The 20,993-nt window shown below is 42.3% G+C and carries 16 protein-coding genes; 4 read left to right on the forward strand and 12 right to left on the reverse strand.

Annotated features, from left to right (window positions below; genetic code table 11):
• Positions 1–48 precede the first annotated feature (48 nt).
• On the reverse strand, positions 49–4,476 hold the full coding sequence (gene dnaE / locus WKF66_RS19815) for a DNA polymerase III subunit alpha (protein ID WP_489676239.1): 4,428 nt from the start codon (positions 4,474–4,476) through the stop codon (positions 49–51).
• Positions 4,477–4,578: 102 nt separating this feature from the next.
• On the reverse strand, positions 4,579–5,061 hold the full coding sequence (locus WKF66_RS19820) for a lipocalin family protein (protein WP_489676240.1): 483 nt from the start codon (positions 5,059–5,061) through the stop codon (positions 4,579–4,581).
• A gap of 169 nt (positions 5,062–5,230) precedes the next feature.
• Here WKF66_RS19820 and mdh point away from each other — a divergent pair, with 169 nt between their 5' ends.
• Both mdh and WKF66_RS19830 read left to right on the forward strand, forming a co-directional pair.
• Entirely contained in the window at positions 5,231–6,169 is a 939-nt protein-coding gene (gene mdh, locus WKF66_RS19825; protein WP_489676241.1) for a malate dehydrogenase, read from the forward strand.
• A gap of 3 nt (positions 6,170–6,172) precedes the next feature.
• Complete coding sequence (locus WKF66_RS19830) at positions 6,173–6,595, forward strand: aspartyl protease family protein (RefSeq protein ID WP_489676242.1); 423 nt, start codon at positions 6,173–6,175, stop codon at positions 6,593–6,595.
• Here the strand turns inward: WKF66_RS19830 and WKF66_RS19835 are convergent.
• From WKF66_RS19835 to WKF66_RS19860, 6 genes are all read right to left on the reverse strand, one after another.
• A complete protein-coding gene (locus WKF66_RS19835; RefSeq protein WP_489676243.1) occupies positions 6,592–7,953 on the reverse strand; it encodes a Gfo/Idh/MocA family protein in 1,362 nt (453 codons plus the stop codon). The genes WKF66_RS19830 and WKF66_RS19835 overlap by 4 nt on opposite strands.
• 10 nt (positions 7,954–7,963) lie before the next feature.
• Positions 7,964–8,665, reverse strand: coding sequence for a 3-keto-disaccharide hydrolase (locus WKF66_RS19840; RefSeq protein WP_489676244.1), 702 nt, complete (start codon positions 8,663–8,665; stop codon positions 7,964–7,966).
• A 234-nt stretch (positions 8,666–8,899) separates the two neighbouring features.
• Complete coding sequence (locus WKF66_RS19845; protein ID WP_489676245.1) at positions 8,900–9,556, reverse strand: HAD family hydrolase; 657 nt, start codon at positions 9,554–9,556, stop codon at positions 8,900–8,902.
• A gap of 4 nt (positions 9,557–9,560) precedes the next feature.
• Positions 9,561–10,709 (reverse strand): PepSY-associated TM helix domain-containing protein, encoded by a 1,149-nt coding sequence (locus WKF66_RS19850; RefSeq protein ID WP_489676246.1) that lies wholly within the window; start codon positions 10,707–10,709, stop codon positions 9,561–9,563.
• A 9-nt stretch (positions 10,710–10,718) separates the two neighbouring features.
• Positions 10,719–13,121 carry a TonB-dependent siderophore receptor gene (locus WKF66_RS19855; RefSeq protein ID WP_489676247.1) on the reverse strand — a complete coding sequence of 801 codons (2,403 nt, stop codon included), beginning with the start codon at positions 13,119–13,121 and terminating at the stop codon, positions 10,719–10,721.
• A gap of 162 nt (positions 13,122–13,283) precedes the next feature.
• Positions 13,284–14,504: an MFS transporter gene (locus WKF66_RS19860; protein ID WP_489676248.1), complete on the reverse strand. Its 1,221-nt coding sequence runs from the start codon at positions 14,502–14,504 to the stop codon at positions 13,284–13,286.
• Between the two features lie 76 nt (positions 14,505–14,580).
• Between WKF66_RS19860 and WKF66_RS19865 the strand changes: the two genes are divergently transcribed.
• A complete protein-coding gene (locus WKF66_RS19865) occupies positions 14,581–15,030 on the forward strand; it encodes a hypothetical protein (protein ID WP_489676249.1) in 450 nt (149 codons plus the stop codon).
• 11 nt (positions 15,031–15,041) lie between these two features.
• On the forward strand, positions 15,042–15,302 hold the full coding sequence (locus WKF66_RS19870) for a hypothetical protein (protein ID WP_489676250.1): 261 nt from the start codon (positions 15,042–15,044) through the stop codon (positions 15,300–15,302).
• A 69-nt stretch (positions 15,303–15,371) separates the two neighbouring features.
• Here WKF66_RS19870 and WKF66_RS19875 read toward each other — a convergent pair whose 3' ends face one another.
• The 4 genes from WKF66_RS19875 to WKF66_RS19890 all read right to left on the reverse strand — a co-directional run bounded on the left by WKF66_RS19875 (position 15,372) and on the right by WKF66_RS19890 (position 20,972).
• Positions 15,372–15,845, reverse strand: a complete 474-nt coding sequence (locus WKF66_RS19875; protein WP_489676251.1) for a GNAT family N-acetyltransferase — start codon at positions 15,843–15,845, stop codon at positions 15,372–15,374.
• 152 nt (positions 15,846–15,997) lie between these two features.
• Positions 15,998–17,041, reverse strand: a complete 1,044-nt coding sequence (locus WKF66_RS19880) for a carboxypeptidase-like regulatory domain-containing protein (RefSeq protein ID WP_489676252.1) — start codon at positions 17,039–17,041, stop codon at positions 15,998–16,000.
• Between the two features lie 56 nt (positions 17,042–17,097).
• Positions 17,098–19,905, reverse strand: coding sequence for a carboxypeptidase-like regulatory domain-containing protein (locus WKF66_RS19885; RefSeq protein ID WP_489676253.1), 2,808 nt, complete (start codon positions 19,903–19,905; stop codon positions 17,098–17,100).
• A 122-nt stretch (positions 19,906–20,027) separates the two neighbouring features.
• Complete coding sequence (locus WKF66_RS19890; RefSeq protein WP_489676254.1) at positions 20,028–20,972, reverse strand: sugar phosphate isomerase/epimerase family protein; 945 nt, start codon at positions 20,970–20,972, stop codon at positions 20,028–20,030.
• Positions 20,973–20,993: the final 21 nt, after the last annotated feature.

Genomic DNA, 20,993 nt, shown 5'->3' on the forward strand with positions numbered 1-20,993 from the left:
ATATAATCAATTGTGATGCCATTCAACCTGGACGATGCCAAAATGACATTAGTTCAACGTAGGGTTAACATCAAGCATTCTCAATTGTTCTAATAGATGATTTGTTGGATTAATCTTGATACTTTTCGAGGGCATTTTTATTCTAACATTTTGTTCCCAATCAGAGATTTCAAACAGTAGCTGACAGCGTTGGTGTTCCGTATTCTGCTTGTTTTGCTCCAATAGCGCCTGAATCTGCGCCATGAGGTCATCAGTCACTTTCTCCAGCGGTATTTGAATTGTCACACATTTGGCAAGCTTATCTCTCACTTCAGATAAAAGGTCGATCGAGTTGATCTTAAACTCCCAGTCACCCTCTTTTCTGAAACGTTCTCCCACACGACCGTTAATTCGTAAGAAGTAACCGTCCGTTAGAAATTGCTTAAACTTAATGAAATCATCGCCAAATAAAGCCAGTTCGCAGGTGTCCTCATAGTCCTCAAAAACAATGGTCCCGAAAGGCTTTCCTGTCTTGGTCATCCGTTGAGCAGCTAACACCACCAATCCGCCCACTACCAACTCCCGGTTCTTTATGCTCTCAAAATCGGCCAATACTTCTTCGTTCGTATCACCTGTACGGATTTTATTAACTAACGATAAATGTTTGACTTTATGTACACAGAATCTTTCTAATTCCAGCTTGTAATTGTCAAGCGGGTGACCGCTCAAAAAGATTCCAATAGCATCTTTCTCATATTTCAAACGGTCAAGGAGAGTCCATTCTGGAGCAACCGGCAGAGTTGGTTCAGAGATAAGGTCAGCCACCGTTCCTCCAAACAATGAAGATTGAGATGACGTTTCATTGTTTTGAAAATCATTAGCGTACTTGATGAGCTTTTCAATACCGTTTAATTTATCATTCTGACCAATAAAAAAGTACTGTGCCCTGTGGTTGCCAAAACCGTCGAAGGCTCCGCTATATACAAAACTCTCATACGCTTTCTTATTTACTGTACGGGTGTTTGAACGTTTAGCAAAATCATAAATACCAGTGTACATTCCGTTAGTCTGTCGCTCCTCAATGATGCTTTCTACGGCTTTCTCGCCCACGCCCTTGATCCCAGAAAGACCAAATCGAACTTGATTCTGATGGTTTACTGAAAACTTGATGCCTGATTCATTTACATCCGGACCAAGTACCTGGACACCCATCTGCTTGCATTCTTCCATAAAGAACGCCACCTGCTTAATATCACTCATGTTATTTGAAAGCACAGCAGCCATGTATTCAGAGGGAAAATGCGCTTTCAAATAAGCAGTCTGGTAAGCAATCCAGGCGTAGCAAGTGGAGTGGGATTTGTTAAAAGCATAAGAGGCGAAAGCTTCCCAATCCTTCCAGATTTTCTCAAGAACGACTGGATCATGTCCCTTCTCAGCGGCTTTACCCACAAACTTAGGCTTCATCTTATCCAAAACATCCTTCTGCTTTTTACCCATTGCCTTACGTAATACGTCGGCCTCACCTTTGGTAAAGCCAGCAAGTTTCTGAGACAGAAGCATTACCTGTTCCTGGTATACCGTGATCCCGTAGGTTTCTTTAAGATATTCTTCGCAAGCATCAAGATCGTACTTGATCTCTTCCTCCCCATTTTTTCTTCGAACAAAGCTTGGAATGTATTCTAAAGGACCCGGACGATACAATGCGTTCATGGCAATCAAGTCTCCAAATACCGTAGGTTTTAACTCCTTCATGTATTTCTGCATCCCGTTACTCTCGTATTGGAAGATCCCTATCGTCTCCCCACGCTGGAACAGCTCATACGTTCGAACATCATCTATTGGGAAATTATCTGGATCCAATTCTATAGCATGAACCTGTTTTACCAGCTTTACTGTGTCTTTGATCAAAGTAAGGGTTTTCAACCCCAGGAAGTCCATCTTAAGCAATCCCGCACTCTCTACAACAGAGTTGTCAAACTGAGTGACATACAGATTGGAATCTTTAGCTGTAGCTACAGGAACAAAGTCAGTAATGTCCGATGGCGTAATGATTACGCCACAAGCATGAATACCGGTATTCCGTAGTGATCCCTCGAGTATTTGAGCCTGAAGAATAGTCTCTGCACTTAAGCTTTGCGCAGCGGCCATGGCTTTAAGTTCAACAACCCGTTCGTAATCATCAGCTCTTAATGCGCCTTTTAAGGTCTTCTCATCCAGGTTAAATATCTTCGCAAGCTTCATGTTAGGGATCAGCTTCGCGATCTTATCAGCCTCAAATAAGGGGAGATCAAGTACCCTCGCCGTGTCTCTAATCGAAGATTTAGCGGCCATGGTACCATAAGTAATGATCTGCGCAACCTGGTTGGATCCGTATTTATTAATCACATAATCCATCACCCTGCCCCTGCCTTCATCATCAAAGTCGATGTCAATATCAGGCATGGATACCCTGTCTGGATTAAGGAAACGCTCAAATAGTAAATCGTATTTAATCGGATCAATGTTGGTGATCCATAAGCAGTAAGCCACTACTGAGCCCGCAGCAGAACCACGACCAGGGCCCACTGAAACATCCAATTGCCTGGCCATCGCAATAAAATCCTGTACGATCAGGAAATAGCCAGGATAGCCGGTTTTCTCAATAGTCTGTAGCTCAAAGTCAAGCCGATCTGTAATTTCGCTTGTTAGTTCTCCATAACGCTTTTTAGCTCCCTCAAAAGTAAGGTATCGGAGGTATTTATTCTCGCCACGCTTGCCGCCGTCCTCTTCATCCTCAAGCACCATAAACTCTTGTGGAATATCAAACTTAGGTAGCAATACTTCACGCGCCAATGCATAGATTTCAATCTTGTCTACAATGGATTGTATGTTGATGATCGCCTCAGGCAAGTCTGCAAACAAGGTTTTCATCTCGTCGGCCGACTTAAAATAATACTCTTGATTCGGTAATCCGTATCGGTAACCCCGACCGCTTCCGATTTGAGTCGCCTGCTTTTCCCCGTCTTTTACACACAATAAAATATCATGTGCATTGGCGTCTTTTTTATTGATGTAATAGGTATTGTTAGTGGCAACCAGTTTTACATTGTGCTTCCGGGCCAGTGAAATTAAGGACACGTTGACAATGTTCTCGTCATCCTGGTTGTGACGCATGACCTCCACGTAGAAGTCGTCACCAAACTGCTCTTTCCACCAAAGTAAAGCTTCCTCTGCCTGACGCTCTCCAATGTTCAATAGCTTACTGGAAATTTCACCATACAAGTTACCAGACAATACAATAATGTCCTCTTTATACATTTCAATAACCTTTCGGTCTATCCTGGGCACATAATAAAACCCTTTAGTATAGGCAATCGAAGACATTTTTGCCAGGTTGTGGTAACCCCTTTTGTTTTTGGCGAGCAGCACAATCTGGTACCCATTGTCTTTGCGTTTCTTGTCCTCATGGTTATCACAAACAAAGAACTCGCAGCCCACAATTGGTTTTAAAATTGTTTCCGTTGGTTGTTCACCGCTATCCACCAATTGCTTGTTTTTACTGTCGGCCGCTTTGTTGTGGTTTAAAACCTGCGCTACAAAATGAAACGCACCCATCATGTTCGCATGATCGGTCATTGCTACCGCAGGCATGTTGTGTGTCGCAGCAGCCTTGATCAGGTCTGGAATATTTATTGTCGACTGTAATACTGAAAACTGAGTGTGGTTGTGAAGATGTGCAAAGGCGACATCTTTTAGACTTGCAATACCCTCTGCAATGTCTTGTCTTACAACAGAACCGTCCTTACGTTGAAGTCTTTTTCTTATATCTTCGGATGCCGCTTTTAAATTGACATGTTTCAATCCGCACCGATTGATCACCCCGGGATTTCTTTCTTTATAAAGACTTAGATAGTCAGGCGTACACTTCAGTTGATCTGGCTTGTAAACATCAATCTTTAGTAATTGAAGGAAGCACCTTGTTGTGGCTTCTACATCGGCAGTAGCGTTGTGAGCCTCTGCAAAAGGTTCTCCAAAAAGGTATTGATGGAGCTCCGTGAGGTTTGGCAACTTATACCTTCCGTTTCTACCTCCAGGTAAACGCAGTAATTCGGCAGTATTTTCCGTGCAGGTATCCAACACAGGCATTTCCCTTAACAGGTTCTCCATGCCAAGCCTATAAAATTCGCAACCCATGATGTTGACATCGAAGCCTACATTCTGACCAACTACAAACTTTGATTTAGACAGCGCTATGTTAAATTTCTCTAAAACTTCCTTTAAAGGAGTGCCTTGCTCTGTTGCCAGCTCCGTAGAGATGCCATGGATTCGCTCTGCATCATAGGGAATGTTAAAGCCTTCAGGACTGATAAGGTAATCTTGATTTTCAAGCAGGTTTCCGAAGTCGTCATGGAGCTGCCAGGCGATCTGAATACAGCGAGGCCAGTTCTCCGTGTCGGTAATTGGCGCATTCCAATTACGTGGCAAACCTGTAGTTTCAGTATCAAAAATCAAGTACATAGGAAGTTATTAAAATGGCTGTCTAAGCGAACAAAAAAGATCGCTCAAAAATACAGATTTTAAATAACTGAAGCCGATAGAATTTACTTTTTTACTTTAGAATTAGGCAAGAATCACTTGTCCAACTTCAATTAATTTGTGGTCCTGGGAAACCAGTTTGGAAGTATCATAACCTTTCTTTTGACACCGGTCAATGATCTCCTGTACTAAATTTTCAGGAAGTAATGGTTTACGCGACATTAAAACTAAAGACTTGTGTTTTGGATGGCCGATCACTACATAAGAATAGTCGTCAGCAACTTCAATCACCCAGTAATCTGCTTTAAATGGCCATACCACCTGAGCCTTCATCTCAGCGTTGCCGGTACCTCTTACTACGAATAACTTGGATCGGATGTACTTACGTTCTTCACCTCCGACTAATTTATAGGTAGTGAAAACGGCATAATAACCATCAGGGTGAATGACATAAGTCTCAGTAGTTTCCCTCCAATTGTCGTCCATCAGGGTCGGGATAGAATACATTGAATACCACTTTCCTGCAAAAGAAACGATATCTACTTTCTGTACTGGTTTATTTTTCATGATCGCCCTTGCTGATTATTGGCAAATGTAAATTCTTTATCATAAAACCAACAATGTAAAATAAAGTTTTTAAAAGCATTTTTATAGCTAAGCATAATTTCTAACTTCGGAAACAAGAGATGTGTTTGCAGCTAATTGCGACAGTCTAAGAACCATAAAATAAATTGATATGAAGGTAACGGTTGTTGGTGCAGGAGCGGTTGGCGCTACTTGTGCAGATAATATTGCAAGAAAAGAATTAGCTGAAGAACTCATCTTGTTGGACATCAAACAGGGTTTTGCCGAAGGTAAAGCCATTGACATGATGCAAACATCTGCCTTGCTGGGTTTCGATACAAAGATAAAGGGAGTGACTAATGATTATGCAAGTACTGCAGATTCTGAGGTCGTTGTGATTACTTCAGGGCTACCGCGCAAGCCGGGAATGACCAGAGAAGAACTGATTGGCATTAATGCAGGCATTGTAAAAGGCGTTACTGAAAACATCCTTAAATACTCTCCAAATACTATTATCATCGTGGTATCTAATCCCATGGATACGATGAACTATCTGACGTTCAAATCTTCCGGACTTCCTAAGAACCGGGTGATCGGAATGGGTGGTGCGTTAGATTCTGCACGATTTAAATATTACTTAAGTCAGGCATTGGGTTGCTCACCATCCGACTTAAATGCAGTAGTAATTGGCGGTCACGGTGATACCACTATGATCCCGCTGATCAACCATGCTACCTGGAACAGTATTCCTGTTACCGACTTATTGAGCAAAGAACAACAAGATAAAGTTGTGGCAGATACCATGGTTGGCGGCGCAACGTTAACCGGCCTGATCGGTACCTCAGCTTGGTATGCACCTGGTGCAGGTACTGCAGCAATGGTCGAAAGCATTGTTCGTGATGAGAAGAAACTGATTTCTTCAGGAGTATACCTGGAAGGCGAATACGGGCAAAATGACATTTCTTTAGTTGTTCCTGTGATCCTTGGAAAGAACGGTGTGGAACAAATCCTAGATATCAAACTGAACGAGACGGAACAGGCCACTTTTGCAAAAAGTGCTGATGCGGTACGCAGCATGAATGCAGTGCTTACTGAAATGAGCTTAATCTAAAAGATGCGGACTATTCCAGTTCCGTTAACACTGATAAACTTACAAGACGACGGTTTCCACCTATTGGTGGAAATTGTTGTTTTTAAGCAAAAGTTGCTGGCGGTTGTAGATACAGGAGCGTCCAGAACTGTGTTCGACAAGGCATTTATTAAAAGACATATCGATGTTACAGAAACCGAAGAAAGTCACGCGACTACGCTGTTCTCTACAACGAGCACCTTTCAGGCCGTGATTCCTGAGGTAAAGATTGGCAGGATACGTATTAAAGATTATTATGCAGTTGCACTAGACCTGGAGGGCGTTAATCAAACCTATGAGAGCCTCGGCCATCCGCCTATAGTAGCCATTGTAGGTAGTGATATCTTATTAAAATACCAGGCCACAATCAATTTTAAAAGACTCAAATTATACCTTTACGACGACTAAACTTTAGGTTCCCAGCCTTTCTCATAAGACCTGCTCCATAGTTTTAGCGCATCCTTATCATTAAGAATGTGACCGTTCTTAGGATCGATCTTAAGATCCCGGCCAACACGTAGAGAAATGTTGCCCAGTTGCATGGCCACTACGCTCTTATGCCCTATTTCGACATCACAATTAGGCTTTCTATCATTTCTAATCGCATCTAAAAAGTCCATTACATGAAATGTATCTAATCCCACACTGGGACTAGCTGTATTGCGACCATCGATGGCATCCTCTTTCATTAAAGACTTTACCTCTTTTAGCAGCTTACCTTGTAAGTCGTAGATCTTATAACTGTCTCCGCCTGTATCCAGACTGCCTTTATCGCCATAAAATATGATGCCTCTGTCCAGTTCCTCAACTTTGCGCCCATTCACACTCCTTCCCTCCCAGGTAAGGGTAACACCGCCAGGATATTCTAATGAAGTTATCTGTGTATCTGGCGTTTCCCAGTTAGATTGGTAATTGTAGCGGCCACCTATAGAACTTACCCGAGTTGGAAAGTCGACACCCAAACCCCATCGCGCAACATCTACTTCATGCGTTCCATTATTCAGCGCTTCTCCGGTACCCCAATGCCAAAACCAATGCCAATTGTAAGGGATTAAGCCTTCTTTATAAGGGATTCTTGGTGCAGGACCCTGCCACAAATCATAATCGAGAGAGGAAGGAACAGCTCCTGGATTTAAAAAGAACGGTGGTCGCGCATTGGTATACCAGGTTTTAGCCAGATACACCCGTCCAATGATACCTTCATGTAACTGCTTGATCCCTTGAGTAAGTACAGGGGCAGACCGACGCTGGGCGCCCATTTGAACTACCCGCTTATACTTTCTCGCTGCGGCAACCGCCATCTCACCTTCATTAGGATTGTGACTTAAAGGCTTTTCAACATATACATGCTTTCCGGCGGCGCAGCCAAGGATTGTCATAGGCGAATGCCAGTGATCCGGAGTAGCAATATATATCGCATCCGTATCTTTATCCGCTAAAACTCTTCTAAAATCCCTTTCAGCTAGAGGTGCAGTTTCCTGCTTGGCGTTCATCACTGTCTTAATTGCTTTGGGAATTACACGCGAGTCCACGTCGCAGATATAAGAGACGTCTGTATTCTTCTGACTGGCAATTACGCCAGACATACCATCGCCACGGCCATTAACACCAATCACACCCACTCTGATGGTTTCATTAGCGCCCATGATACGGTTGTAACTTTTGGCACTGAAAGCCATGGCGCTGCCGCCAAAGAAATTAGTACCTACAGTGATTGCTGCAGTTGCTATCCCAGCCTTTTTGATAAAATCACGTCTCTTTTCCATGAACTGTTACTTATAACTTCCGAATCTTAATATTCCTAAAAGATACTTCGCCTCCATGCTCCTGCAGCAAAATACGGCCTTTGTCTACGCTACCAAAAGCAGGATCTACTTTACTAAACTTACTTGCAGCTACGGCATCTTTAAAAGCGGGACTATCTCTGGTAAAAGTTAAAACTTTATAATCATTTAACCAGTGTTCAACTGTCTTCCCTTTCGCGATGATTTTAATGGAGTTCCATTCGCCAGCCCTGTTCAGTTTCTTTACCCTTTTCGAAGGCTCCATGATGTCGTATAACGATCCTGACAAGTGATTCGCCTGTCCGTTGTCTTCAGCAAGGTCGTCATCCAGAATCTGATACTCGAGACCCAGGTCACCACCATTTGCATATTTGCTGTAAAAGTATTTTACGCCACTGTTACTAGTGAGGGCTACTTTATACTCCAGGTACAATTCAAAATTTGCGTACTCACCGGAAGTTACAATGTCACCACCTTTACCAGTAGCACTGGCCGTTAAGGTACCGGCTACAACCTGCCAGCCTGCCGGAACCTCACCTCCGGTGGTGGTTGTCCAGCCCTTTGTAGATTCACCATCGAACAGCAAAACCCAACCCTTTTTAGCGTCAGACTTACTTAAGTGATTTGGCTTTTGAGCAAAAACGGTGGCCGAAAGAGCCACCAAAAACATTAAGCTATAAATACTTCTTTTCATTATTCAATAATTGCGATTGTTAAGTTAGTAATTACATTTTGATTTGCAAGAAGAGTGTTGTTTCACTGTGGTAACGGGCTGCTATTTGATAGGAAGATTATCGTAAGAGGGCGCTGCCTTTTGGTAAACTAACCGTCCTTGCGGCGCAGGCCACAACTTCGGACTAGCAATGAAAACCCCTCTCTTCCGAGGTCCTGAAATAAATTCAGGATGACGGTTGGGGCTGGCGTTTCCCTAAAACAGATCCTTTAAATTAGCATACGCCAACTCCTGGTAATCGTTAATATAAAAATCACACGTTGGCAATTCTTCCCTGGTATGGGAGGTAAGTACACCCACTACTTTCATACCTGCGTTCAATGCAGCAGATACGCCGGAGAAAGAATCCTCGAAAACGACACATTGCGACGGTAATACACCCAGATTCTCAGCAGACTTCAAATACACCTCAGGGTCAGGCTTGTGTTGTTTCACATCCTCACTCGCAAGAATAGAACCAAACAAATTCCGAACATGAACCTTACTCATGATGAGTTCAAGATTCGCCATCGGGGCAGATGTCGCGACGCCAAGCTTAACACCATGGGCACTTAAATCATTGATAAATGGAAGGAATCCCGCAATCGGATCAACAAAGGGCTCATATATTTTTCTGAATAAGCCTTCTTTCTCGTCTTCCAGTTTCACAAACTCCTCTCCTTCAATTGGCCGCTTCAAAAAGTGATTTAAAATATATTTATTGCTCTTGCCAAACATGTGCTGAGCGAATTCCTCATCGGTTGGCGACAGGTCTCTGCTAGAAAAGAATTCCCTGAAAGCTTTGGAATGATATGGATTGGTATGACAGATCACGCCATCCATATCAAATATTACTGCAATATTAGTATTCATGATGCTAAGATAGTAAGGTTTTTTTACTCTTCTTCTTACGCCCCAACCAAATAACAAAACCTGTAACAGGTAAACTAGCGGCAACCAGGCTAGCTAGAAAGGCCATAATCTTACCAGGTAAAGCCAGCACAGCGCCTACATGTATATCATAGTTCATCCGCATTAACTTATCGGCCACGTTGGTATTTGCATATTTACCATAGATGTGATTCACCTCAATCTCTTTCAAGGTGTACTGGTCATAGTATAGATAATCAGCTTTCCAGAAGGTATCGGTATCAGGATTGATAGCCACTTCGATGGAGGCCTTCTCACTATCAGGAACATGTATTTCTATTCCTCCAGTGAAGCCCTTCATTCGATCTAAGGTCTGTGCCCAAAGGATATCCATCGCTGGTGCTTGTCCGGCTCTTGAATTAACCAGCGTACTATCTGATAATGTTTCGGAAAACGGCACCATAGCCTTTCCTCCTGAAGTAACCCAGTAGGCCGAACTGGCAAACCACTGAAACCCCATGACCAGTCCAGAAAAACCAATGAAGATCAGTATCCAGGTCATATAAAAACCGAATACATTATGTAGGTCATAATTCAGGCGTTTCCATTTGGCACTCCATTTTACGTTAAAACGCTTCTTACTTGCAGCTCTGTTTTTCGGCCACCAAAGTACAAGACCTGATACCAGCAAAAACATAAACATCAGGGTTGCACTAGCCAATACAGGCTGACCAATAGTCGGCGGCAACCATAGATAGTAGTGACCCATAATCATGATTCTAAAGAAATCATCATCCATGTTTTTTACCTTCAACACTTCCCCTGTATATGGATTCATGAATACGATCCAATAATATTCAGGATCCATGGCGAAGTAGACCACCATACTGGCTTTACCTTTCTGGTAACTGATACTGTGGGCATGTTTGCCTGGCAGCTGTTGATCTGCTATCGCTTTTAACCGGGATGGCGCGACATAGCTACGCTGCTCCGTCTTTACAAAGCGATAATCCTGTACTGCATTTTCAATCTCACGTTCAAAAGCGAGGATACATCCTGTGATACCCAGGAAACACACAAAAAGCCCGGATGTTAATCCGAGCCATAAGTGAACCTGTCCTATCCAGTATTTTATATTCTTTTTCTTCCTTATCACAAGCGATCTTTAAAATTTATAAGCAATGCTCAACCTGTAATTTCTAGGTGCTTCCGACTGCCAGGAGTATACGCCTTTTGGAGCAGAAGCGAAATAATTATAAAAAGAACCGCTGTAAAGGTACTCATCAAGGATATTGAAAGCATTTGCTGTCACTTTAACCTTGCGACCTTCCCAGAATAGGCCTCCGTCTAATTTGAAATAATCAGGCAGATTTTGAGAAAGATCAGTAGTGCTATAGTTAGATGTAGCCCTGTCCACAAGATAAGTGAACCCTCCAGAAATACCACTACCTTTCAAAAAACCAGATTGAAGTTTGTATCCCAACCAACCATTAACAGTATGTTTTGCAAAACCTGGTGTCAAATCACCTACGTTTCCTGGGACTCCAGCAGCAACCTCTGTAGTTTTTGAATCTGTATAAGCGTAATTCAACGTAACATTTAAGCCGCGGAACACTTCACCTCTAGCATCGAATTCAATTCCCTGAGAAGTTTTTTCTCCAATAGGTATACTAAAACCAGAGGCTAAGTTTTGCGGATCAGTTGCAAGTTCATTCTCTTTAAGAATCCGGTAAGCGGATAAAGTAGTACTTAACTTCCCATTGAACCAATCTTTTTTAAGTCCAACCTCTGTATTTGACCCAGTGATTGGCTCTACGTCTCCTCCGTTGCTTAGCTGTCCTCCTTGTGGGATAAAAGCCTGGTCATAAAGACCATATACCGAGAACTGGTCGGTAACAGAAACACTCAAACCTACACGTGGAGTAACGCGATCCACACTAATCGGCAACCCACCATAGCTCGACTGTGTCACACTGGTATACCTTCCTGCTAAGGTTAAACGCACACGGTTCTCAAAGAAACCTAATTCATCTTGTGCATAAACACCGGTATAACGCTGGTCTATCAACCCCCCGGCAGTCATTGCCCTGTCCTTTAAAGGAGTTTCCCTATCAAATTGAGGATAGCCGTTTGCGGGGAATCCATAATTAGGATTGCGGGGATCAAATGGTGCGCTAGCAAGATCCAGAACATGAGATTGTCCCCAATCTGCCTGGTAATCCTTTTTACCAACGTCTAAACCTGCTAAAATGCGGTGCTGCAATCCACCTGTTTTAAAATTACCGTTGATAAACGCCTGACCTAACTTCATCTCACTTTTTGCATCCCAACTAAACACATTTCTTACGATTGTTCCATTCGCCAAGACATCTGATGGCCAAAGATCGCTTCCGCGTTGCTTGTAATTGAAATATGATCCTTGAGCTGTAAATTTCCAGCGGTCACTAAACTTGTGTTCAAAGTTCAAAAACGCGCTATTGTCATTCATCTTTGTTGGTTCTAATCCAGGCTGATAAAGCGTCGCCTCTCTTGGCAAACTGGCGTAACCATCTGTTGAAAACTGATAATATGAACCCACATCAGTCATTTTTGCATATTGCAAAGTGTACTCTGCAGTCAGCTTCGTTTTATCGCTAAATTGGTAAGACAATACGGGTGCTACGCTATACCTGTTGTTATATTCAAATGCGCGATGAGATCTTTTGTCCTGACCAGCTACATTTAAGCGGTACAGGAATTTACCGTCTTTAGATACTTTCCCGTCCAAATCAAGCGCAGTACGGTACAAGTCGAAGCTTCCTAATGTAAAGCTTGCTTCCCCTTTAGTCTCACCCGTAGGTTTTTTAGTAACCACATTATACAAACCTGCAGGATCACCGTTAGCAAGCATAAAACCTGCCGGACCTTTCACAAATTCAATATGATCAACAAAACTCATGTCTTCTGTTAATGGTCCCCAGGAAGAACTTACTACATTGAAGCCGTTCCTAAAAGCTTGTAACCGCGAACCGCGCATTAATATGTTGGTATACATATCGCCCCAGTGTTCCAATCTTATGGCACCACTTACGTTTCTAATCACACCGTCACTCATCGAGATGACCTGCTGATCCGCAAGGTTTTGTGAAGTCACGATTTGAATATTCTGAGGGATTTCCAGTAGCGGCACATTCAGGCGAAGTGATGTGGAAGGTACATCAACCTTATATCTCTTTATCGTACCGCCAATAACCACCTCGGTAAGCTGGTCAGATTTTTCAGTAAGCATAAAATCTGCGGTTTGATGATCATTGTCAGCAAGTTCAACCGTCTTTTGATCAGACTTTAATCCAACGGCTGAAACCGCGATCGTGTAACTACCCTTTTTTAATTTGGTAAACTGGTAAAGACCATCGTTATTACTTTTTGTGGAAATGGCCTCCCCTTTCAATGTTACCGTAACCGATACAACTGGAAATCCATCTGCTGTGACAATTTTCCCTTTAATGCTACTACTTCTTTGGGCTTGTGCTTGAAACGCCAAACAGGCGAATAATAATAGTGTAACGGCTTTAGTAAAGTAGGTCATTCTTATTTGGATTAAATCTTAATTGCCGCAAAGAAAGCAACTTTTCGCTGACAAACCAAACTATTTAGAATTAATCTTAAGAAGACCTCGGTATAGCGATGCCACCCAGTCCGAGGTACCGACATCCGTCGGCATGACGAGTGTTCTAACCGAAAGCGAAAACTACCCCTTTGCTTTCACAATCTTCACTACCCGATGCATTACATAAATACTGAACAGCGTGATCGCAACCACCAAATACCCTACGATGTCATAATGTTGCAAAGGAGCCGACTTATGTTCTTGAACAACGATCAATCCTGCAATCACAGCCGCAATTCCTCCGGCAATCTGCTGCATCGAAGCATTGATACTCATAAATGCACCGCGGTCTGACTTATCCGGAACCTCACTTACCAATGCCGTTGCCGGAATCATCCTGCTCATGATCCCCATCATCATAAAAATGTTCAACACCACTACTAACCAAAATGCAGTGATACCCAGGTTCGTATACACGACAACCATAATGATCATCCAGACACAAGCAACAGTAAATATTTTGAACTTACTGATCCTATCGCTTAGTTTCCCGATAAAGGGCATGATCACCAACGAACTTACGCCAGATATAAAGAACAGCTGGGGAAGCTGATCTGCACTCACCCCAACGTTATTTACAGCGAATGCGCTTCCGAACGGAAACATCATAAAGCTCCCTATAGAAAGCATCGCCATTGCAGTAAAGCCAATTCTATAATTTCTTTTTCTCAAGGTATGCCAAAGGTGTTTGAACGCAGATTTATCTTGCTGGAGCTTCAGATGTTCTCTTACCGGAGGGAGCTTAAATACCAGTAATACGGCTATAAAGATGGCTATACCAGCAACTAAAAGAAAGGCCGCTTCCCAATCCCATAAGTTGGCCACGTAAAGTCCGATTGGAACCCCTAAGACCTGACTAGCTCCAAAGCCCATCTGAACAAAGCCCATAACACGACCTCTTTGCTGAGGGGTAAAAAGGTCTGAAATAATTGCTAGTGAGATAGACCCGATGACTCCGCCGAATAATCCGGTAAAGATTCTTGCCGCAACGAGTTGGACGTAATTATGAGACAGGCCACAGAAAATGGTGCCTACGATAAATCCGGTATAAAAGAAAATTAACAGTGTTTTACGGTCAAAACGATCCGCAAATCCGGCAGTGAGGAGTCCGGATAAACCGGCACTAAAAGCGTAAGCCGATACGGCGATACCAAAAGCCGCTGGCTTCATGGAAAGCGACTTCATCATAAAGTCTCCCAACGGAGACATGATCATAAAATCAAGTATGACAGTAAACTGCGTCACAGCAAGAATAAAGATTACCCACCGTTGAGCAGCGCTTAGTTTAACCGGTTCATTCATCCTGTAAAGTTAAAAAAATGTCAATCAGTCGAAACCTTGTTTCTTCCGAAATGTTAATGAGACAAACGATCAAACTATGAGCAAGATCAAAAACCTGATTGCCGGATTTGCAGGAGCAGTTGCTCTCAACCTCCTTCATGAAACCTTAAAGCACAAGAGCAAGAACATGCCTAGAATAGATCTTCTAGGTGAAAATGCATTGCAGAAAACTCTTGGCTTTTTTGGAGAAGGTATCAGTGACAAAGACACCTTGTACAAAGCAACATTGGCTGGTGACATTGTGTCTAACACAATTTATTATAGTATGATCGGCGCGGGTGAAGCAAAGTATCTTTGGCCTAAAGCTCTATTTCTAGGCTTTAGTGCGGGAATAGGAGCAGTTAAATTGCCGGAACCTATGGGATTGAACCCAAGACCTGTGACCAAATCTGACCAGGTAAAAGCACTTACAGTTGGCTATTATGTATTTGGTGCCATCGTTACCGCAATAGTTCTCAACAAATTAAACAAGAAAACGATAATTTAAAACCTACCATTATGGCAATTGAAAATGAAATTGAACTAAATGACAATCAACCTCATTTTGTGAATGACCCTACATTAGAGCAAGACGATGAAGATCTGGATGCTCCAGGAATGGCTGACACAGACAGCCTGCTTGCAGAGACTGATGATTCTGACCTGGATTTAGAAGACGACGACAGCCTGGATCTTGATGACGATTTAGATACCGAAGACGATGATCTTGATCTGACTGATGATACTGAGGTCGACGAAGTTGAAGACGAAGATCTTTAAGCAAATTAAAAGCCGGTTGACCACCGGCTTTTTTTATACACTAAACGTAAAACGGCATAATTATTTTCGTCAATTCAGTTCCAAAAGATATACTAATCCATTCGCCCGGGCGCCGTCGCCCCAACTGACTACCTCCGTATTTGTGTATTTGAAACCAAATCGTTGATTCGCTGCTTTTGAAAGCTTGTTGTCATGCCTGTGAGAAACTATGATTGATTTGCAGCTCCTTTGACGTGCCCAGTCAATCCGTGCTTCGTAGAACAATTTAGACAAACCTTTACCCCGATACTGTTCCTTAATGAATGAGGCAAATAAAACAGCCGTTGTTGCATCTTCAGTATTTAGTCTGACGCCTGACAGACCAATCAGGGATTCTGCATGATAAAGGCCAAACATGGCACGTGAATCACTCTCCAGTAAAGATTTCCAATCATCCTCGTGATATAATTTTTCCTCATAGTGTTTGCCTCCAAACATTTCTGGATTTGTTTGCAACGCCTCAAGCCTTATTAATTTATACGCCTCCCACTGAGATGGTACCATACGTAGCAGCCTAAAATTATCTTTTGCTATATTCTCCATAAAAGTTCTATGCGCAGTGCTAACTAAGTAACACAACTTTCTTTGAGTTATTACCTATCAAACTTAAGATTCTAGAATTTTGTTTCGCTGGAAACCTATGACCTCGCTAACTATCATTTCGGCCTATATTCAAAAGGTAGCTGATCTCCAAGCCGGAATACTCCCCACATACCCTCCAGCCTGAAACTTTTGTAATCTATATAGCTTCCTTTTTTATCAATTACAGCTTGGTCAACAAATAATATGGCATTTGAAGTTGGCATACTCGCAAGCTTGAAGGGGTCAGGATCAATCATTAGCATCTTTCGCGCTTTGGCTTTTCCTACGTAAACAACTTTAAGCTGTGTATTGAAACGGAAGTTTATAAAATTCGAATTGGCTCTCGACACATACTTTCTAACATCGACCAAACTGTCCGTCGGCCTTTTGGACTGATCGACAACATACGTTAAGAAACTCTCTCCTCTAGTATTGCCTACATACAAAGATCGCAGGTAATGCATAAACGACCCCTTATAAGTTTGCAGTCTGTTTTTCTCCCATCTTCTCTGTTGAATCTCCGTTCCTGGTAGTTTCTCAAAGATATACTCCCCGTCGTATATGGTAGTTGTTGACTGTCTATCATATTTATAGTCTCGCAAAAGATAGCTGATCTTGTATCCCAGACTTTTATTTAATATAATTATGAACTCCTCAGAAAATGCCTTTAAAGAACTTCCTTCAGTACTAAATTCGATCACTTCCGGATTTAGTATCGTACAGAAGGCTGCGTTTTTAGTTACTCCAACAAACGTATCAAAAAATGTATGAAGGTATTCTTCCCGTCTGCGACCTTTGCCAATCTGAACTTCTTTAAGCAAAATGTTTGTCGAAGAAAGGATCAGTACTTTATTAATACTCGTCGAATTGATCAGGGCGTTTTCCTTTAAAGACGAATATCCAAGCATCCGGACAACAACCTCATAAGAACCCGAACTCAGGCCTTTAAAGCTGAACCGCCCATTAGCATTTGTTTTTGTTACCTGTGTGGAACCACTAAGGAACACTGTTGCCGATTCAATCGGCTCCCCCTGTTTGTCTTTAACGATCCCATTGATGTTGAAAAGCGTCTGAGAAAAGGCAGTATTGCCTATAAAAAGTAATAAAATTAACAGCATGCTTTTTTGATGTAGAGGCATAGGCATTCTTTTTTGCAAGATAAGACAATATACCACTAGTCAGCCTCTAAAGAATACTGATATACAAGTCTACCAAGATCACCTTCTGAACTGATACCTTCTATGATCACTTTATAGCGTCCAGGGGAGTCGGAATTAAAAAAATCAAAACTCATCTTTCCGTCAGTTAATGTCCTTAAACTTGCGTTCCAATAAATAGTAGAACGGAAGTCCGGCCTTTGCTGATTTGTCGTTTCATACTTAGGACTATAAAACACCTTTGCTTTATTAAAACCTTTTGGTGAAATGGTCACCATACTCGGATTGTAAACAGTTCTTCTTTGCTTTTTTGTATAAACTAGAACGCTTGGACCGCCCAGCACTTGTAATAGTGCAGCATTAGTTATTACGATGTCAATCCTTGCAATATCAGACGGATCAAGTGTCGTATTATTATAGACTCCCCCTGCTTCCATTGTTCTCAATTCCCGACCATCGAGTACTATTTTCATAGGCTCCAGCAACCTTGTTGATACGTTATAAAAATGTGGAAAGTCGAAGATTACTTCAGGGCTTAAAGGATATGGTCTATGCTCTTTGAACTTAACGTTTGGCAACATCGCACGCAACATGATTCCCAGGTTTGCAAATGGCTTTTCGTTTTCCAGGTTTACTGAATTATCAGCGTGGCCTTCCGGAATCCTAAGTAGCCCCTGTGCGGAATACCCTGCATCTCTCTTTCTTGTTGCAGAAATGCGAACCTCTCTTAACCGCTGTACCCTATTTAGCTGCCCTGTTTTTTCATAGAATTCTTCCTGCTTCCTTCCATTTACGGCATAAACACTGAGGGTACCGGGAATATCTTTATTTAGATGAGCAATGTTCTTGTTCTTGCTCATAAAAACCCTCGGTATGGTATCTAAAATAATTTCAACCTTGGTCCCGTTATTTTCTGTTCTGGCTTGCAACGAGAACTGTATGCTGTCTCTCATAACCAGCCCCTCAAATTTGAACCTTCCACTTTCATCCGCTACGGTCGACAGTACAATACCTAATTTCAAAGCCATTAAAGTAAGTTTAGCTCTTGGTGCTATATCACCATTTAATGATTTTACAACTCCGGATATGTTAATACCTGAGCCCTCCGGTTTAAATAGGGCGTTTGTTAAATACGCCTTTCCTGGATCAGTGATGGCTGTATCAGCCGCAATTTCCTTCCAACTAAATCTTCTATACCCTTGTGTTAACATTAGGTTGTCTAGTGCCTTATTTGCATCGCTGGTTTGCTGAGTAAAATAATAGTTAGGTCTTTCAATGTATCCTTTTAGGTCAGAAGTAAGAAGCAAGTTAGAAAGTATCGTACTTTCCAGGTCTTCCTCGTACGGTACTTTACTTTCATCGATAACTGTAACAGAGAAATTTCCCCTGGTAGGTTCATCGTTCCTGTGCCGCGCCTCAAGCTCAAACTCTACCTTTTCTTTGCTTTTATAACTCTTCTTAGACGCAGTTAACTTTAAACTCATTTGATCCTTAATCTTAATAAAAGCGATACGTTCATTTAATGGTTCCCCAAATTGGGAGAACAGCGTAAATTGTGCAATTAGAGAAGGAAAGGCATCTTTTTCCAGCCAAAAAGAAGTAATAGGTTGAGTTACTTCTATTGGCGTTGCAGCTATCGTTTCACCCGAAATTTGTGCAATAAAATTGACGTAAATGGGTTTCAGTTCTTTGAGCGCAGTAACAAGCGCTTTAGACGAAACACGTATTCTTACTAAAATACTATCTTCGTTAGGTTGGTAAACGTTTAGCACAAAGCCGTCATTGGATGCTTTTGGTAGCTCAATTGTCTGTTCTGTAGAATCAGGCAAGAATAGCCTGGCAGTATAAGATTTACCTGCTACAGGGATCATTGTAAAACTACCCATACCAAATTTCAAGGTTTCAAAATCAAGGATTTCTTTACTGCCATCTTCCAATATCTTTCCCTTTACAGCAATGCCAATACCATCAATTCCTATGGCTTTAAATGCCACTTTATTACTTATGCCATTTACAAGATTACCACCTTCAGGAAAGAACTGAACATCGCTCTGCCAACGACCAGCTTTAATGGGAAAGTCTGTACTGACCACTTTGTTGCTATTTTTGCTCTGCGATCTTACCCTAGTGCGAATGTAACCACCGCGCAGATCAACCTGCTGTTCATTCGAGATCACTACTTTGATCTGTCCCCGATCATTGGTTTTGACTGATTTGCTGTAAACCTTTTGATTATTAAGTATAATGTCGTACTCTACTTTCTCTTCTGTTAAGGGTAGGCCTTCCTTATCTGCATACCCTAACGTAGCAATCAGGAAGGTTTTGTCGTCTGTTGTTACATATTGATAATGCGAGGTGCTGACTATTTCACTAGCTAACAGGGACCCTATCGTAAATGTCCGGTCGAAAAAGTAATCTTCGCCGGTATTGCGCATCCATTGCGTATAAGCCCTGATTCGGTAATTGCCTTGTTGAAGGTCATCGCCCAGCGTAAGGTCTCCCATGGACATCCCTGCATTGACGGGTAATTTCAGCGTTCGAACAATAGAATCTTTTTCAGTAATTAAGTCGACATATAAAGCTCCACTGATGGCGGATAATTGATGGCGTGATCCCGTTGTGATATATGCTTTGAACCAAATCGTATCGCCCAGCGCGTAATAGCGCTTATCCATGTGCAAATAGACCTTTTCCTGTGGATTGTCGTCCGTCCATTTCTGAAGCGAGCTAACCAACTTTTCCAAAGGATCAGTGTCCATTGGTACAAAGGCGAAAAGAAGAAAAAATAGTACAAATGTTCCAATCAGTTTTTTGATGAGCGTCATGATTCGAGAATAATACCTGGCTATAGCATTAAAGACAATTCAAAACACCAAAAGGGGTACAAAGACGATAATTATAACCACATGAGGACCGCTTCGGAAGTCTTTTTTTTATTCATCGGTCTTTAAACCCCCGCTTTCTTAATCACGGCCAACGTCTTCCTCAGACCAGTTTCAGCAACCATTTGTAAATCTTGCTTATGATATTCAGGATTGTACAATTCCAGCGATACGCAACCTTTGAAACCAGAAGCTTTCAAGTCTTTCAGGATTTGAGGAAGCGGCAAAATCCCGTCACCAGGGTATACCCGATCCTTATCCTGTAAGTCTGCAATCGCAGGCGAAGCAGGAGCATCAGAAAATTGAAAAATAGCGATAGCTTTGCCATTGATCATCTTCAATCCTTCAAAACCACCTTCCGAAATGTACATATGGTAAGTGTCTGGGATCACCAATGCGTTAGGATGACTGGTATCCATCGCGATTCCCATCGCCTGCCCCAAGGTTTTAACTGGCTGGTACTTCACAAAAACGAGCGCCGGAATGATATGATACTCTTTAATTCCAATTTCTAAAATGTCTCTATATCGGTCAACTATCCACCTGTGGTTGTAATTGGCGCCTGCAGTATCCGGGATGGTCTGGATATGCTTGGCGCCTATTTCCGAAGCCATCCGCATTCTATTACGCGTGTCTTTTAGGGAACTCTCAAATAGCTCTTTAGTTGGAGGCAATGCGTTCCAGAGACCGATTACGCTTGGAACAAAGAGCCCTAGATCTTTGATCTCCTTGCCAAGATCCTTTAAGCTTCCGCCCTTTGCTTCAAAGTCCTGTAGCTCGCCATCCCATGGCTCGATCGCATCGTAACCTGCTTTGGCAGCGATTTTCACTTTATCTTTTAAGGTTGCAGGGCGAATGGTAGCAGTGTCAAGACAAATTGGCCAAGGACTTACCCCCTTTTGATAGCGCTTATCAGCCAGGGCCAAAGGCGCGGCGATTGCCGAGGAAAGCGGAAGTACAGCAGCAGCACCAGCCAAAGCCCCAAGGTTTACGAAATTTCTACGGTTCATTAGTGTATATTTTGGTTACCT

Origin of the sequence: Pedobacter sp., from assembly GCF_037719805.1 — a bacterium.
Taxonomy (GTDB): domain Bacteria; phylum Bacteroidota; class Bacteroidia; order Sphingobacteriales; family Sphingobacteriaceae; genus Pedobacter.